Source organism: Nocardioides mangrovi, from assembly GCF_020073815.1.
GTDB classification, from domain to species: domain Bacteria; phylum Actinomycetota; class Actinomycetes; order Propionibacteriales; family Nocardioidaceae; genus Nocardioides; species Nocardioides mangrovi.
Window position 1 is genome coordinate 82,337 of record NZ_JAIQZJ010000013.1, and the last position, 15,666, is coordinate 98,002.

General features: G+C 72.8%; 14 protein-coding genes. 10 read left to right on the forward strand and 4 right to left on the reverse strand.

The window, feature by feature from the left end; translation table 11 throughout:
- Positions 1-113 precede the first annotated feature (113 nt).
- From K8U61_RS19220 to K8U61_RS19230, 3 genes are all read left to right on the forward strand, one after another.
- Positions 114-2,288, forward strand: coding sequence for a glutamine synthetase III family protein (locus tag K8U61_RS19220; protein ID WP_224124673.1), 2,175 nt, complete (start codon positions 114-116; stop codon positions 2,286-2,288).
- A 25-nt stretch (positions 2,289-2,313) separates the two neighbouring features.
- Positions 2,314-3,318, forward strand: a complete 1,005-nt coding sequence (locus K8U61_RS19225) for a beta-ketoacyl-ACP synthase III (protein ID WP_308043208.1) — start codon at positions 2,314-2,316, stop codon at positions 3,316-3,318.
- Positions 3,319-3,424: 106 nt separating this feature from the next.
- Entirely contained in the window at positions 3,425-4,900 is a 1,476-nt protein-coding gene (locus K8U61_RS19230) for an MFS transporter (RefSeq protein ID WP_224124674.1), read from the forward strand.
- Positions 4,901-4,988: 88 nt separating this feature from the next.
- On the opposite strand, the gene K8U61_RS19235 is transcribed toward K8U61_RS19230, so the two are convergent.
- The gene (locus tag K8U61_RS19235; protein WP_224124675.1) at positions 4,989-5,396 is read right to left on the reverse strand and encodes a hypothetical protein; all 408 of its coding nucleotides are present in this window, start codon (positions 5,394-5,396) and stop codon (positions 4,989-4,991) included.
- A gap of 160 nt (positions 5,397-5,556) precedes the next feature.
- Between K8U61_RS19235 and K8U61_RS19240 the strand changes: the two genes are divergently transcribed.
- The 7 genes from K8U61_RS19240 to K8U61_RS19265 all read left to right on the forward strand — a co-directional run bounded on the left by K8U61_RS19240 (position 5,557) and on the right by K8U61_RS19265 (position 11,196).
- The gene (locus tag K8U61_RS19240; RefSeq protein WP_224124676.1) at positions 5,557-6,267 is read left to right on the forward strand and encodes a response regulator transcription factor; all 711 of its coding nucleotides are present in this window, start codon (positions 5,557-5,559) and stop codon (positions 6,265-6,267) included.
- Between the two features lie 21 nt (positions 6,268-6,288).
- A complete protein-coding gene (locus tag K8U61_RS19245) occupies positions 6,289-6,720 on the forward strand; it encodes a DUF6153 family protein (protein WP_224124677.1) in 432 nt (143 codons plus the stop codon).
- Between the two features lie 88 nt (positions 6,721-6,808).
- Entirely contained in the window at positions 6,809-7,468 is a 660-nt protein-coding gene (locus tag K8U61_RS19250; RefSeq protein WP_224124678.1) for a DUF305 domain-containing protein, read from the forward strand.
- A gap of 162 nt (positions 7,469-7,630) precedes the next feature.
- Positions 7,631-8,461, forward strand: coding sequence for an alpha/beta fold hydrolase (locus K8U61_RS19255; RefSeq protein ID WP_224124679.1), 831 nt, complete (start codon positions 7,631-7,633; stop codon positions 8,459-8,461).
- Between the two features lie 22 nt (positions 8,462-8,483).
- Positions 8,484-9,002, forward strand: a complete 519-nt coding sequence (locus K8U61_RS25170) for an SLAC1 family transporter (RefSeq protein WP_263427433.1) — start codon at positions 8,484-8,486, stop codon at positions 9,000-9,002.
- Complete coding sequence (locus K8U61_RS25175; RefSeq protein WP_263427434.1) at positions 8,963-9,433, forward strand: SLAC1 family transporter; 471 nt, start codon at positions 8,963-8,965, stop codon at positions 9,431-9,433. The genes K8U61_RS25170 and K8U61_RS25175 overlap by 40 nt, the downstream gene beginning before the upstream one ends.
- Complete coding sequence (locus K8U61_RS19265) at positions 9,430-11,196, forward strand: FAD-dependent oxidoreductase (RefSeq protein WP_224124680.1); 1,767 nt, start codon at positions 9,430-9,432, stop codon at positions 11,194-11,196. Before K8U61_RS25175 ends, K8U61_RS19265 begins: the two co-directional genes overlap by 4 nt.
- On the opposite strand, the gene K8U61_RS19270 is transcribed toward K8U61_RS19265, so the two are convergent.
- The 3 genes from K8U61_RS19270 to K8U61_RS19280 all read right to left on the reverse strand — a co-directional run bounded on the left by K8U61_RS19270 (position 11,114) and on the right by K8U61_RS19280 (position 15,591).
- Complete coding sequence (locus tag K8U61_RS19270; protein WP_224124681.1) at positions 11,114-11,944, reverse strand: alpha/beta hydrolase; 831 nt, start codon at positions 11,942-11,944, stop codon at positions 11,114-11,116. The two genes, K8U61_RS19265 and K8U61_RS19270, sit on opposite strands and share 83 nt — an antisense overlap.
- Complete coding sequence (locus K8U61_RS19275; protein WP_224124682.1) at positions 11,941-12,705, reverse strand: DUF5996 family protein; 765 nt, start codon at positions 12,703-12,705, stop codon at positions 11,941-11,943. Before K8U61_RS19275 ends, K8U61_RS19270 begins: the two co-directional genes overlap by 4 nt.
- Positions 12,706-12,819: 114 nt before the next feature.
- Positions 12,820-15,591, reverse strand: coding sequence for an AAA family ATPase (locus tag K8U61_RS19280; protein WP_224124683.1), 2,772 nt, complete (start codon positions 15,589-15,591; stop codon positions 12,820-12,822).
- Positions 15,592-15,666: the final 75 nt, after the last annotated feature.

Here is a 15,666-nt window from a genome sequence, read left to right on the forward strand (position 1 = left end):
AGACCGGACGGCGTACGACACCGGCCCGAAACAGCCCGGACACGAACGCTCCCTACGGTGCGGGGCACCGGCCGTGGGGAGCGGCTGTCCGTGTGCCAGAGGGAGCCGATGAGATGAGCGCGAACAAGGTCCGACTGCAGGCGATGAGCGACGTCGAGGCCTACACGCCTCCGGCGGTCACGTTCGACCCGGGCGAGGAGCCGGGGGAGATCTTCGGCGACAACGTCTTCAGCCTCACCGTCATGCAGAAGCGGCTGCCCAAGTCGGTCTACAAGTCGGTGGTCGCGACGATCGAGAAGTCCGCGCCCCTGGACCCGCTGGTCGCCGACGCCGTCGCCTCGGCGATGAAGGACTGGGCGATGGAGAAGGGCGCGACCCACTACGCGCACGTCTTCTACCCGCTCACCGGCCTCACCGCTGAGAAGCACGACAGCTTCCTCGACCCGGTCGGCGACGGTACGGCGATCGCGGAGTTCGCCGGCAAGACCCTGATCCAGGGCGAGCCCGACGCCTCGAGCTTCCCCAACGGCGGCCTGCGCGCGACGTTCGAGGCGCGCGGCTACACCGGCTGGGACATCCAGAGCCCGGCGTACGTGCTCGAGAACCCCAACGGCAACACGCTCTGCATCCCCACGATCTTCATCTCGATGACCGGTGAGGCGCTCGACCACAAGACGCCGCTGCTGCGCTCGCAGCAGGCGATGTCGGTGCACGCCGAGCGCGTCCTGACGCTCTTCGGCCACACGCCGGAGAAGGTCGTGTCCTACTGCGGCCCCGAGCAGGAGTACTTCCTGGTCGACCGGCACTTCTTCGTCGCCCGCCCGGACCTGCTCAACGCCGGCCGGACCCTCTTCGGCGCGAAGCCGCCGAAGGGCCAGGAGTTCGACGACCACTACTTCGGCGCCATCCCCGAGCGGGTGCTCGGCTTCATGATGGACACCGAGCGGGAGCTCTTCAAGCTCGGCATCCCGGCCAAGACCCGGCACAACGAGGTTGCGCCCGGGCAGTTCGAGGTGGCGCCGATGTTCGAGCGCTCCAACCTCGCCTCGGACCACCAGCAGCTGCTGATGACGACCTTCCGCTCGATCGCCAAGAAGCACGGGATGGAGTGCCTCTTCCACGAGAAGCCCTTCGCCGGCGTCAACGGCTCCGGCAAGCACGTCAACTTCTCGATCGGCAACGGCCCGCAGGGCAACCTGCTGCTGCCCGGCGACACCCCGCACGAGAACGCCCAGTTCCTCGTCTTCTGCGCCGCCGTCATCCGCGCGGTCCACAAGTACGGCGGCCTGCTGCGCGCGTCCGTCGCGTCGGCGTCCAACGACCACCGGCTCGGCGCCAACGAGGCCCCGCCGGCGATCATCTCGATCTTCCTCGGCGACCAGCTCGCCGACGTCTTCGACCAGGTCGCCAAGGGTGGCGCCACCCGGTCGAAGGAGAAGGGCACGCTGATCATCGGGGTCGACACGCTCCCGGACCTCAGCAAGGACCCGGGCGACCGCAACCGGACCAGCCCCTTCGCCTTCACCGGCAACCGCTTCGAGTTCCGGGCGCCGGGCTCGCTGCAGACCGTCGCCGCCCCGATGGTCGTGATCAACACGATCATGGCCGAGGCGCTGGACTTCTGCGCGACCACGCTGGAGGAGGCGGTCGCCGCCGGCACCGACTTCGACGAGGCCGTCCAGTCGCTGCTCACCACGATCATCGCGGACCACGGCGCGGTGATCTTCAACGGCAACGGCTACTCCGACGAGTGGCAGGTCGAGGCCGAGCAGCGCGGCCTGAAGAACCTCCGCACCACCGTCGACGCGCTCCCGGAGCTGATCTCCGAGGAGGCGATCGAGCTCTTCTCGACGTACGCCGTCTTCAACGAGCGGGAGATGCACAGCCGCTACGAGGTCGGGCTGGAGCAGTACATCCTCACGGTCGGCGTCGAGGCCAACCTGACCCTCGAGATGGGCACCACGATCATCCTGCCCGCCGCGATGCGCTACCAGACCGAGCTCGCCGCCAACGTCGCCGCACTCACCGCCGCCGGCGTCGAGGCCGACACCTCGCTGCTGACGACGGTGTCCGCGCCGATCGCCGACCTGCGCGCGGCGCTGGCCGAGCTGGGCGAGGCGATCGCCAAGGAGCACGAGGACGAGTCGCTCGCCACGGCCACCTTCAGCCGCGACGTCGTGCTCCCCGCGATGGCGGCGGTCCGCGAGGCCGCCGACACGCTCGAGGGCCTCGTCGCCGACGACCTGTGGTCGCTGCCGACCTACCAGGAGATGCTCTACGTCCTCTGACGGAGGGAGGGTCTAGCCTGCGCGTGTGACGTCGATCATGCAGCAGGCGGGCCCGTCCGCCACCGCCATCCTGGGCCTGGGGGTCTACCGACCCGAGCGGGTCGTGACCAACGACGAGATCTGCGAGGTGCTGGACTCCAGCGACGAGTGGATCCAGACCCGGTCCGGCATCCGGTCGCGCCGGTACGCCGCCGACGGTGAGTCGCTCCTCGACATGGCGGCGGTCGCGGCGCAGCGGGCGCTCGCGGTCGCCGGTGTCGACGCGGCCGACCTCGGGACGGTCATCGTGGCGACCTCGACGCACGTGCAGCACACGCCGGCGGCGGCGCCGGTCCTCGCCGATCGGCTGGGCTCGCGGGCGGCGGCGTTCGACGTCTCGGCCGGGTGCGCCGGTTTCTGCCACGCGCTGTCGGTGGCCTCCGACCTGGTGCGTGGCGGCAACGCCCGCTACGTCCTGGTCGTCGGTGTGGAGCGGCTCAGCACGTTCATGGACCCGACCGACCGCGGCACGGCCTTCATCTTCGCCGACGGGGCCGGCGCGGTCGTCGTGGGCGGCGCCGACGAGCCCGGGATCGGCCCGGTCGCGTGGGGCTCCGACGGCTCGCAGTCGCACGTCATCACCCAGTCGATGCGGTGCGACGAGCTGGACGCGGAGCACCCGCTCGTCGTCCAGATGGAGGGCACGCAGGTCTTCCGGTGGGCGCCGTTCGCGATGGCGGACGTGGCCCGCGACGCGGTCGCCCGCGCCGGGCTGACCCTCGACGACCTGGACGTCTTCGTGCCGCACCAGGCCAACCTGCGGATCACCGAGACCCTGGCCCGCAACCTCAAGCTGCCCGAGTCGGTCGCGATCGCGCGCGACGTCCAGGAGTCCGGCAACACCTCGGCGGCCTCCGTGCCGCTGGCGATCGAGGCGATGGTCCGCTCCGGCGAGGCCAAGGAGGGTGACACCGCCCTGCTCATCGCCTTCGGCGCCGGGCTGAGCTACGCCGGCCAGGTGGTGGCGATCCCGCCGGTCGCGGGGGTCTGAAACCCGGGGGAGTGGCGCTGAAACCGGTGTGAAGCCGGGGTGAAAGCGGCGGCTCCTACGGTCGTGCCGCGCCTCGGACCGGGGCGCCGTACGTCAGGAGGTCACCATGAGCACCACCACCGCTCCCACACCCACCCGCACCTACCCGTCGCTGCGCGCGGCGTGGATCCCGATGGCCGCGCTCTGCCTGGCCTTCTTCGTCGAGATGGTCGACAACACCCTGCTGTCGATCGCGCTGCCGACCATCGGCCGCGACCTCGGGAGCAGTACGACTGCCCTGCAGTGGGTCACCAGCGCCTACGCGCTGACCTTCGGCGGCCTCCTGCTCACCGCCGGCTCGATCGCCGACCGCTTCGGCCGGCGCCGGGTGCTCCTGACCGGCCTCGCGATCTTCGGCCTGACCAGCCTCCTGGTCATCTTCGTGACGACCTCGAGCGAGCTGATCGCGCTGCGCGCCGCGCTCGGCATCGCCGCCGCCGCGATGGCCCCGATCACCAACTCGCTGGTCTTCCGGCTCTTCGACGACAAGGCGCTCCGGATGCGCGCCATCACCGTGATGATGATCGTCGGCATGTCCGGCTTCATCCTCGGCCCGCTGCTCGGCGGCACCGCCCTGGCGCACGTGCGCTGGGAGTGGCTGCTGGTCGTCAACGCCCCGATCGCGCTGATCGCCTGGGTCGGCGTCCGCCTCGGCGTGCCGGCCGACCACCCCGACGACCTGACCGACGACGCGATGGACCTGCCGGGCGCCGCGCTCAGCATCGCCGCCATCGGCCTGGCCTGCTACTCGCTCACCAGCGGCGTCGACCACGGCTGGCTCTCGGCCCCGACGATCCTCTCGATCGTCGGCGCCGTGCTCGCCGCGATCGGCTTCGTGTGGCGCGAGCGCAGCGCCGCCGAGCCGATGCTCGACCTGAAGCTCTTCTCCAACGGCACCGTCCGCGGCGCGACGATCGCGCAGATGGGCACCGCGATCGCGATGGCCAGCGTCATGTTCGGCCTGGTCCTGCACTTCCAGTACGCCTACGGCTGGAGCCCGGTGCGCGCCGGCCTCGCCAACCTGCCGATGATCGCCACGATGATCCTCGCGACCCCGATCTCCGAGGGCCTGGTGCACCGATTCGGCCACCGGATTGCCTGCCTGGTCGGCGCCGCCTTCCTCGCCGGCGCGCTCGGCGGGCTGGCCTGGGGCGTCCACCACGGCTACCTGGCGATCGCGATCTGCATGGTCCTGCTGACCATCGGCATCCGCACCCTGATGACGATCTGCGCCGTCGCGCTGGTCGACGCGATGCCCGCCAACCGCACCTCCATCGGCACCGCCCTCAACGACACCGCCCAGGAGGTCGGCACCAGCGTCGGCACCGCCGTCGTCGGCACCCTGATCGCGGCCCTGGTCACCACCCAGCTCCCCGCCGGCGCCTGGAGCAACGACCTCGTCCAGTCCTTCTTCCACGGCGAGACGGTGACCTACGGGATCCTCGCGGTCGTGGTCGGCCTGGTCGCCGGCTTCGGCGCCTTCACCCTGACCGACTCCCGCTCGACCGAGGAGCACCCGGCCGAGGAGCTGGTCGACGCCTGACCGACGCCGGACGACGACGTTCGGGCGACGGCCCCGACCTGCTGGTCGGGGCCGTCGTGGCGTCGTGGCCGGGGCCGGCCGCATCCGGTCAGTCGAGGGAGAGCGTGCTCTTCGCGTGCTCGCCGTACCCGGCCACGGCGCGCACCTTGATCTCGGCGTCGTCGTCGGCGCGGATCGTGGTCTTGTAGACGAAGTTGCCGTGCCGGTCGGTGGTCTCGGTCGCGCTCGTCACCGCCTCCCCGTCCTTGAGCACGGTGACCTTCCAGACCCGGCCCTTGCCCTTGCTGCTGTTGATCGTGAAGCGGACCGTCTGGTTGCGGAGCTCGCTGCCGGAGTCGCTGAGCCGGTAGGTGTACTGCGAGGTGCCGCTCGCCGTGCCGCTCGTGTACGCCGTGTCGGCGTCGGCCGCGTGGGCGGCGGTGGTGCTGGTCGCGAGGAGGGCTCCCGTGCTGGCGACGGCGACGGCTCCGGTGGTCAGTGCGTGCTTGAGGTTCATGTCGGTTCCTTCGTTGTCGGTTCGATGACAACGGGAAGGCTGGCTCCGGAAGATGACGCCTCCATGATCCGGCGTTGTCGATTCTCGATGCGTCGGATCTCCCACCTCGCGCACAGACTCCTGCCAGCACCGGCCGAACCCGGGCGACGACGGTGAGCACGTGCTCGACTCGTCCCCGACTGGCCTGCTCGTCATGGTCGCCGACGCCCGGCTGCGCGACCCGATCGTCGCCGGACTGACCTTCGTTGGTCACGAGGTGGCGACCGCCACCACCGGTGAGGAGGGACTGGCCGCGCTCCGCGCGCGGTGGCACGACCTGGTGGTCGTCGACGCGGTGCTGCCGGACCTCGACGGCCTGACCGTCCCCGAGCGGCTGCGCGACGACGGGCTCGCGACCGCGACGATCCTGCTCGCCGGCAGCTCGGCGCAGGAGCGGATGGCCGGCCTGGCCGCAGGCGCGGACGACTGCCTCAGCACGCCGTTCAGCCTCGACGAGCTGCTGCTGCGCGTCGAGGCCGTGCTGCGTCGCCGCGGACACCGGACCAGCAGGGTGGACCGCCGGATCGCGTACGCCGACCTCGTCCTCGACGTGGACGGGCACCAGGTGTGGCGGGCGGGCCGGCCGATCGAGCTGTCGGCGACGGAGTTCTCGTTGCTGCGCTTCCTGGTCCTGAACGCCGAGCGGGTCCTCACCCGCACCCAGATCCTCGACCACGTCTGGGACGGCGCCACGGGTCGCTCGAACATCGTGGACAGCGGCATCCGCAACCTGCGCCGGAAGATCGAGGCCGCCAGCCCGCCGATCATCCGCACCGTCCGTGGGGTCGGGTACGCCCTCCGCGCGCCCACGCCCGCCGGCGTACGTCGCTGACCCCCGCCTAGACTCGGGGCGATGACCGCGAGGCAGCGCACCGCTCCCGGACGACGTACGTCGTCGGCGGTGCTGCGCCTCGCCGCGCTGCTGCTCGCCGCGGCCGGCCTCTTCGCGATGCACGGGCTCTCGGACCACGGGGCCGCCGGGCACGCCGTGCAGGCCTCGATGTCCTCGATGACCTCGATGACCGACGCACACGCGGACGGTCACGCCGGCCGGTCGGGACCGTCGAAGCAGCCGAGCGGGGACATGGACGGCATGGCCGGGCTGTGCCTCGCCGTGCTCGCCGGTGCCCTGCTCGCCGCGGCCGCGCTGCTCGGCGGTCCACGCCGGACGCTGCTCGACCGGCTCCGGCTCCCGCGCGAGGCCGTCCGTCAGTTCGCCTGCTGGGCGCGTGCCCGCGGACCGGCGCCGCCGGACCTGTTCCAGCTCTCCATCCAGCGGTGCTGAGGGGCCCGCGACCCGGCCGCGCGCACGCTGCGCGCTGGTCCGGTCGCTGCTGCCCGCCCACCACCGCTGACCGAGGAGAAGCACACCCATGCACACGCACACCCACCGGACGACCCGTCGCGCGGCGGCGCTCGTCCTCGCCCTGACGACCGGGCTCACCCTTGCCGCCTGCGGCTCCGACGACTCGGACGCCGACGCGTCCCCGTCCGCCACCCACACCGACGCCGACGGCCAGGTCCACAACGACGCCGACGTCGCCTTCGCGACCGAGATGATCCCGCACCACGCTCAGGCGGTGCAGATGGTCGCGATGACCCGTGGCCGACCGCTGGACCCCGCCGTACGCCGGCTCGCCGAGGACATCCGCGCCGCCCAGACCCCGGAGATCGAGACGATGGTCGACTGGCTCACCGCCTGGGGAGAGGACGTCCCGGCCACCTCGATGGACCATGCCCATGCCGGCCACGGCTCGGACGGGATGGACGGCATGGACATGTCCGGCACGGACGGGATGGACGACATGCCGGGGATGATGTCGACGGAGGAGATGCAGGATCTCTCCGACGCCTCCGACGACGCCTTCCAGGACATGTGGCTGCGGATGATGATCGAGCACCACGAGGGCGCCATTGAGATGGCCGGGACCGAGAGCGAGGACGGCGTGTACGACGACGCCCTCGCGCTCGCCGACTCGATCGCGACCTCCCAGCAGCGGGAGATCGACACCATGCAGGGGCTGCTCGACTGAACCCCGCCGTGGCGACGGCGACCCCGGCCGGGACCGGGGTCGCCGTTCGCCTGAGCCGCGACGTCGCGTGCACTGATCGTGCACTCGTCGTGCACCGGGTGCGGCTTGACTGCCGGCACGTGTCGATGTCCTTCGGCCGTGGATCGGACAGGGGAGGGTGCTGTGCCCTACATCAAGGTCGGCCAGGAGAACTCCGGCGACATCGAGCTCTACTACGAGGACCACGGCAGCGGTACGCCGATCGTCCTCATCCACGGCTACCCGCTCAGCGGCACCGCGTGGGAGAAGCAGCTCCCGGTGCTCCTGGAGCTGGGCCACCGGGTCATCACCTACGACCGCCGCGGGTTCGGCAGGTCGAGCCGGCCCGCCGACGGCTACGACTACGACACCTTCGCGGCCGACCTGCGGACGCTGATGGAGACGCTGGACCTCCGCGGGGCCACCCTCGTCGGGCACTCGATGGGGACGGGGGAGGTGGTGCGCTACCTCGGCGTGAACGGCTCCGACCGCGTCGACAAGGCCGTGCTGATCTCGCCGATCCCGCCGTACCTCCTGGTTCGCGACGACGGCGAGGAGGGTGCCCCTGCGTCGCTCTTCGCCGGCTTCGTCGAGCAGGCGACCGGCGACCGGCTCGCCTACCTCCGCGGCTTCCTGGAGAACTTCTACAACTACGACGTCAACCGCGGGACGCTCGTCAGCGAGGCGGTGTTCGACGCCAGCTTCGCCGTCGCCGCCGACAGCTCCTCGATCGCCGGGGTCGCCTGCATCACCGCCTGGACCACCGACTTCCGGGACGACGTCGCCCGGGTGGACGTGCCGGTGCTGGTGATCCACGGCAACCAGGACCGGGTGCTCCCCATCGAGCTGACCGCGGCCCGGCTGCCGGGCCTGATGAAGGACGCGGAGCTGGTCGTGGTCGACGGAGGCCCGCACGCCATCGCGTGGACCCATGCCGACCAGGTCACCACGGCGCTCACCACCTTCCTCGGCTGACCCGGTCCCACGGCGAGCAGCGATGGCCGGACGGGTGCCCCTCAACGCGTTCGGCATCGCCTTCGGCACAGCCGGGCTGGCCGGCACGTGGGGCGCGGCCGCCGACGCGGGCCTCGTCCCACGGGTGGTGTCCGACATCGTCTGGGTCGCCGCCGCCGCCGCGCTCGGGCTGGTCGCCGTGCGCTACGTCCAGGGTGTCGGCGACGTGCGCACCGCGGTCGACGACCTCCGCCACCCGGTGCTCGGCCCGTTCGCCGCGCTGGTGCCCGCCACCGGGATGCTGCTCGGCGCCCGGCTGCTCCGGGTCGACCGGACCGCCGGCGAGGTCGTCGTCCTCACCGGGGCCGTCGTCGCCGCGGTGTTCGGCTGCTGGTTCCTCACCGGCCTGCTGGCCGGCGACCGGCCACTGGTGACGGTGCACCCGGGCTACCTGCTGCCGACGACGGCCGCCCCGCTGATCGGCGCCAGGCGTACGCCGTCGCAGGCTGGCGGGAGGCCGCGATGGCCGCGCTCGGGCTCGGCCTGCTCAGCTGGTGCCTGATCGGCGCAGTGCTTCTCGGACGCCTCGCCCTCGGCCCGCCGCTGCCATCCGCCCTCGTGCCCACCCTGGCGATCCTCTCGGCGCCGCCGGCGGTCCTCGGCAACGCACTGCACGCGCTGGGCGACGCCACCGGCCCCGTCCAGCAGCTCATCCTCGGCACCTTCGTGCTCCTCGTCGGCGTGCAGCTGGTGCTCGTTCCGCGGTACGCCGCCCTGCCCTTCGGCCTCGGCTGGTGGGCCTACACCTTCACGGTCGCGGCCAGTGCGACGTACGCGATCCGGTGGCTGTCGGCCACCGACGACCCGCTCGGGCGGGCGCTGTCGTGGCTGGTCGTCGTCCTCGCCACGACGGTGATCGGGTCGATCGCGGCGGCCAGCCTGACCCTGCCGCGCCGGACCTCACGGCGCGACCTCTCGAAGGAGCACGCATGACCATCGACGACGCGCCGCCGACACCGCGGCTGAGCGAGGAGCAGTTCGAGCGGCTGTCGCGCTACGGCGAGCGGCAGCTCGTCGAGGAGGGGAAGGTCCTCTACAAGTCCGGCGACCGCCGCTACGACCTCTTCCTGGTCGAGACGGCGCTGATCGACGTGGTCCGGGACGCGACGGCCGTCGAGCCCGAGCACGTCGTCTACACGCGCCGGACCGGCGAGTTCACCGGCGAGCTGAGCCTGCTCACCGGCCAGACGGTCTTCCTGACCGCGCGCGTCCGGCGGGCGGGCACCGTGGTCCGCATCGACGCGGAGAGGTTCCGCGACGTCCTCGGCGAGCAGGTGGACATCGCCGACGTGGTGATCGAGGCGTTCCGGGTCCGCCGCCGGATCATCATGGACTCGGCCGCCAGCGTCCTGGAGATCGTGGGACCGGCCGGGTCCGCCGCGACCCGGGCGCTGCGCACCTACGCCGCGCGGCTCCAGCTGCCGCACGTCTCCATCGACACCGACTCCATCGAGGGGCAGTCGGTGCTCGCGACCCACGGGCTCGCGGCCGGGGACCTGCCGGCCGCCGTCGTCTCGGACCGGCTGCTCGTGCGTGCCACCCCACGCGACCTCGCGGCCGCGATCGGCTTCTCCTACGCCGACCACGGGGTCGACGTGGACCTCGTGGTGGTGGGCGCCGGCCCCGCCGGTCTCGCGGCCGCCGTGTACGGCGCCTCCGAGGGTCTGGTGACGGTGCTCCTCGACTCCGCCGGACCCGGTGGCCAGGCGGCCACCAGCTCCCGGATCGAGAACTACCTCGGCTTCCCCCGCGGGGTCAGCGGCGAGGAGCTGACCCGGCTCGCGCTGGTCCAGGCGCTCCGGTTCGGCGCTCCGCTCTACACGCCGTGCGAGGTCGTCGCCCTCGACGTGTCCGACCCCGGCCGGCCCTGCGTCGCCCTGGGCGACGGCACCCGACTGCGGTCCCGCGCGGTGATCGTGGCCACCGGCGCCCGCTACCGGCGGCTCGGGATCCCGGGCTGGGAGGACTACGAGGGACGCGGCGAGATCAGGTACTCGGCCACCGAGCTGGACGCCCGCGACTGCCAGTCCCGGCCGGTCACCGTCGTCGGCGGCGCCAACTCCGCGGGGCAGGCGGCGCTCTTCCTGGCCTCGCGCGGCTCGCGGGTCGACGTCGTGGTCCGCCGCGACGGGGTCGACGCGACCATGTCGGCCTACCTGGCGAGGCGGTTGGAGGCCCACCCGATGGTGCGGCTGTGGACCGGCGCCCAGGTCGTCGGGCTGCGCGGCGAGGACGCCCTGGCCGGCGTCGTCGTACGCCGCGAGGGCGTGCCGGACGAGGAGCTCGAGAGCCGCACCGTCTTCTGCTTCATCGGCGCCGAACCCGACACCGGGTGGCTCGCCCCGATTGCCCGTGACGCGGACGGCTTCGTGCTCACCGCCACCCGCCTCGGCGCGGACGAGGTGCCGGCCGGCCAGGACGTCGCGCTGCCGTTCCAGACGAGCGTGCGCCACCTCTTCTGCGTGGGCGACGTGCGCGCCGGCTCGATGAAACGGGTCGCCTCGGCCGTCGGCGAGGGTGCCAGCGCGGTCGCGTCGGTGCACCGGGTCCTGGCCGAGGACGACCACCCCCCGTGGTCGTACTCGGCCAAGCCCAGAGCCGCGCCGAGCCGACTCAGGGGGCCGTCGTGTCCGTCGCGTGGGCCTCCGCCCACTCCAGGGCGAAGTCGGCGATCTCCTCCCAGCCCGCCTGGCTGACCAGCCGGTGCGTGCGGCCGGCGTACTCGCGGTACTCGACGAGGGCCGGCCCGCCGGCGCGCTCGTACGTCGCCACCGTCGCCCGGCCGAGCTCCGGGGGAGTGACGTGGTCGATGCCCCCGCAGATCACCAGCAGCGGCGCCCGGTCCGGGCGGGTGTAGTCGACGCGGGTGACGCCCTTCTCCACGTCCTTCGCGGAGGCGACCTCCTCGAACATGACCCGGTTGTAGGAGTTCACGGCGTACTCCTCCCAGAGGCGGTCGGACTCCCTGCGCGAGAGGTCGTTGCCGAACGTGTAGTGGAAGTGGCGTTTCGAGATCGGCTTGGCGCCGTTCTTGCCCAGCGGGTTGGCCAGGATCGGGAGGGCGGACCGCAGGGTGCTGAACGGGGTCTTGTTCACGCCGGCCGTGGCCGCGGGAGCGAGCGCCACGCAGGCCCGGCCGAGGCCACGGTCGGCGAGCAGCGCGGTGAACAGGCCGCCGAAGGAGTGGCCCATGATCAGGGGCGGGCTCGGCAGCGCGCTGATGATCCGGTCGTAGTGGTCGGCGATCTGGGTGATGCCGATGCCCTTGAGCGGCGTGGGGTCCCGTCGTACCTCCTCGACCGTCCGGGCGTCGATCCCGGGCCAGCCGGGGACGATCACCTCGTGGCCGGCGGCGCGGAAGCGCCCCGCCCAGGTGTCCCAGCTCTTCGGGGTCATCCAGAGGCCGTGGATGAGGACGATCGGGGCCTTGTCGTCGGACGTCATGGTCTTCTCCTTCGGGGTGTCGCCAGGTCATGGATCTCGCGGAGGAACTCCCCGACGTAGGTGTCCGGGTCGAGGGCACGGCGGACGGCGGGGTAGGGGAGGACGAACTCCTCCAGCACGTCGTCGAAGTAGGCCGCCGAGCGCGGCACGTGGTCGCGGAAGCCCGGCGGCTCCGGGACGGCATGCGCGTGGAAGACGCCGTCGTCGCCGCCCGTCGACCGGAAGCCGCAGGTGGTGACCTCGCCGGCGACGGCGAGGTCGAGGGTCCCCCACACGAGACGCACCGGGCCGGTGGTCGGGCCGGCATCGGTCCGTGCCCGGGTCAGCACCCGGTGCGCGGACACCAGCGTCGCGTAGAAGAGTCGGGCGGCTTGGGCGTCGTACGGCGCGTCCGCCCGGCCCGGTGGGAGCGCGACGTCGACCTCGACGTCGAGCTCGGCCAGCGCGGCCACGTACTCGGCGTACAGCCCGGCCACGTCGCGGGGGCCGAGCTGCAGGCGCCGCTGCCGGCCGTCGGTGAGGCGCATCTCCAGCCGGTGGTCGACGAGGTTGGCGACCAGCTCCAGCCCACCGCGGACGCCGAGCGGCAGCAGCGAGGTCGTGACGCCCACCGAGTTCACGTAGAGCGGGAGGTCGGGCCGGTTGCGGTCTCCGGGGGTGAGGGAGGTCCGGGTCCGGCCCAGCAGCTGGCACCACAGGTGCACCGTGTCGCGGGTGCCGTGCCGCCACCGGCTGGGCAGCGCCGGCCACGCATCTGACATCGCTGCTCCTCGACAGGACCCGACGGCCCGCCGGGCGGCGACACAGCCGGCGGTGGCAGGAACCTACGCGGGCGCAGTGGACGAGCAGTTGACGCGCAGTTGACGAGGGCCGGGTCAGTCCTCGCGCAGCTCGCTGACCACGTCGCGGAGCTGGTTGCGCGAGGTGACGCCGAGCTTCGGGAACGCGTGGTAGAGGTGCCCGCCGACCGTACGTGGGGAGAGGAACAGCGCCTGGCCGATCTCCTTGTTGCTCAGGCCGGTGGCGGCGAGCAGCACGATCTCCCGCTCCTGGGAGGTCAGGTCGGGCCAACGGGCGGGCTCGCGGCCGAGATCGTCCGAGCGGACCCCGGCCGCGCGCAGCTCGGCCTCGGCCGCCGCCGCCCACGCGCTCGCCCCGATCCGGGTGAAGACCTGCTGGGCGGTCCGGAGGAGGCCGCGGGCGTCGGCGGCACGGCGCTGCCGGCGCAGCCACACGCCGTGCTCGAGCTGGGCGCTCGCCCACTCGAACGGGAAGTCGGCAGCTCCCGGCTCGCGCACGGCGCGATCGAAGAGCCGGTCGGCGTCTGCGGGGTCGGCGGACAGCTGGGCCCGGGCGCGGGCGAGCAGGCGGCGGATCCGTGGCCCCGGCTCGGTGCCGACCCGGCCCTGCGCCCGCCGGACCACCTCGACGACCTCGTCGGCCCTCCCGACCCGCACGGCCGCGGAGACGAGGTCGGCGAGCGCGAGGAAGGAGACGTGCGGGTGGAGCGGGTCGCCGTCGGCGCCGAAGAGACTCCGCAGGTCCTGGTAGGCGCCCTCGTGATCGCCCATGCCCGCCAGGGCGTAGGCACGCCCGGTCATCAGGACCGCCTCGAGGGAGGCCGACTGCCCGGACTCGGTCTCGGCGAGCAGCGCGTCGATCGTCCGCAGCGCCTCGCGGTGATCCCCGCGTACGGCGGTCACGCGGGCGCGCAGCTCCCGACCCACCACGCGGTAGTACCAGAGGCCTTCGGCCTCGCTGATGTCGACCAGCATCCGGCCGGTGCGGTCGGCGTCGTCGTACCGCCCGAGGTCGAACTGCACCTGGCCGAGCGCCATGAGCGGCTGGGCGAGATGGCGCGATCCGTCCGCGCGCTGCATCAGCTCGACGGCCCGGGTGAGGCGGCGCACGGCGACCGCGTGCTCGTCGAGCAGCCAGCCGGTCGCGCCGAGCAGGACGTCGTACACGACGATGTCGCTGACCGGGAGGGTGCCCGTGGGGTGGTCGGGGGCGGCGCGGAACAGCTCGAGCAGCTCGCTCGGTGGGTCGAGGGGGTCCAGCGCCGCGCGGATCCACGCCCAGGCCGCCGCCTGGAGCGGATGGCCCTCGGGGTCGTGGAGGGTGGTCTCCTCGTAGCGCTGCAACCAGCGGGCGAGGACGCCCGTGCCCTGGCCGGTCCGGTAGGTCAGCGTGGCCAGGCTCGTGAGCGACGCCCAGCCCGCCAGGTCGTCGAGGCCGATCATCTCCTCCAGCGACCGCTGCAGCATGTCCCGCGCCGCCGCCTGCTGCATCGTCTGGGTCAGCGCGTAGGCCTGCACCTGGGCCGATCGGGCACGGACGGCGGGGTGGGTGGAGTGCCGGCGGAAGCGGTCGGCGACGGAGGCCATCTTGTGCACGTGCCCGATGGCGGGCGACATGTCGACGCCGATCAGGATCCGCTCGTCGCGCAGGTCCGGGTCGACGGTGAGCTCCGCAGCGCGGACCACCGCATCGGCCGCCTCCTGCTGAGCGCCGCGCATCCACATCCGGTCGGCGCTGGCCATCAGCTCCGCCGCGACGTCCTCGTCCGGGGCCACGGCAGCGGCGGCGCGGTGCCAGATCCTCCGATCGCCGTCCGCGGCGTACGCGTCCGCCAGGGTGCCGTGCGCCGCGCGGCGCTCGGCCGCGCTGGCCAGGCCGTAGACGGTCGACTCCACGAGCGGGTGGCGGAAGACGACGCGGGTGCCGTGCACCCGCACCAGGCCGGCGTGCTCCGCCGGCTCGAGCTGGTGGGGGACCGAGCCCGCGGAGGTGGCCCGGGACAGCACGGCGAGGTCGTCGGCGCCCGCGGCGACCAGCAGCAGGAGTCGCCGGGTCTCCGCCGGAAGGGCGGGCAGGTCGGCCGCGAACGCCGCCTCGACGGTCGCCGGCAGGGCGTCGTGGGCGCCGACGCGGCCCAGCTCGAGCAGCGCCAGCGGGTTGCCGGCAGCGCGCTCGAGGATCGACACCCGGGTCACCGGATCCAGGCCCGGACACGTCGCGTCGAGGAGCTCGAGAGACTCGGCCCCGGTCAGCGGCGGCAGGTGCAGGACGGGATGGTCCTCGAGGCCCGCCGGGGCCGCGTCGGCGCGGGACGCGAGGAGGAAGGACACCTCCGACTGGGCGAGCCGGTTGGCGACGAAGGCGAGCACCTGCCACGAGGCGGGGTCCAGCCAGTGCACGTCGTCGAGGAGGACGAGGAGATCGCGGTCGGCGGCGAGCGTGACCAGCCACTGGTGGACGTCGCGGCGCAGACGGAGGGCATCCGTGGGTCCGGTCCCCTCGCTGCCGAGGACACGACGGCGGATCGACGCGACCAGGTCGACGGTCCCGTGGTCCTCGGCCCCGGGCGCGTCGAGGAGGTCGAGGAGGGCGGAGAAGCCCAGCATCGCCTCCGTGGTGCGTCCGTGGGCGTGCAGGACGAGCCAGCCATCGGCCCGCGCCGCGTCGGCCGCCGCCGTGACCACCGCGGTCTTGCCCGCGCCGGGACCACCGAGCACCGTGATGACGCGGCTGCCCTCGACGAGCCGGTGCCGGACCTCCTGGAGCACCTCGCCGCGGCCGAGGAGACCGCAGGCCGCGGCGCTCCACGGCGCCGAGGAGCCACCGCTCCGGTCCTGTCGTGCCATCGTCCCTCCGGCCGCATCCGAGTCACGCGACTGATGCGTTCCTCCAGCTCCCGCTCCTAGTGTCGCGGGTGCTCG

Bases quoted from the DNA above. Each gene is read 5' to 3' on its own strand.
- K8U61_RS19235 (WP_224124675.1), bottom strand. From the start codon at position 5,396: ATGAACCTCAAGCACGCACTGACCACCGGAGCCGTCGCCGTCGCCAGC.
- K8U61_RS19230 (WP_224124674.1), top strand. From the start codon at position 3,425: ATGAGCACCACCACCGCTCCCACACCCACCCGCACCTACCCGTCGCTG.
- K8U61_RS19280 (WP_224124683.1), bottom strand. From the start codon at position 15,591: ATGGCACGACAGGACCGGAGCGGTGGCTCCTCGGCGCCGTGGAGCGCC.
- K8U61_RS19270 (WP_224124681.1), bottom strand. From the start codon at position 11,944: ATGACGTCCGACGACAAGGCCCCGATCGTCCTCATCCACGGCCTCTGG.
- K8U61_RS19265 (WP_224124680.1), top strand. From the start codon at position 9,430: ATGACCATCGACGACGCGCCGCCGACACCGCGGCTGAGCGAGGAGCAG.
- K8U61_RS19250 (WP_224124678.1), top strand. From the start codon at position 6,809: ATGCACACGCACACCCACCGGACGACCCGTCGCGCGGCGGCGCTCGTC.
- K8U61_RS25175 (WP_263427434.1), top strand. From the start codon at position 8,963: ATGGCCGCGCTCGGGCTCGGCCTGCTCAGCTGGTGCCTGATCGGCGCA.
- K8U61_RS19275 (WP_224124682.1), bottom strand. From the start codon at position 12,705: ATGTCAGATGCGTGGCCGGCGCTGCCCAGCCGGTGGCGGCACGGCACC.
- K8U61_RS25170 (WP_263427433.1), top strand. From the start codon at position 8,484: ATGGCCGGACGGGTGCCCCTCAACGCGTTCGGCATCGCCTTCGGCACA.
- K8U61_RS19245 (WP_224124677.1), top strand. From the start codon at position 6,289: ATGACCGCGAGGCAGCGCACCGCTCCCGGACGACGTACGTCGTCGGCG.
- K8U61_RS19220 (WP_224124673.1), top strand. From the start codon at position 114: ATGAGCGCGAACAAGGTCCGACTGCAGGCGATGAGCGACGTCGAGGCC.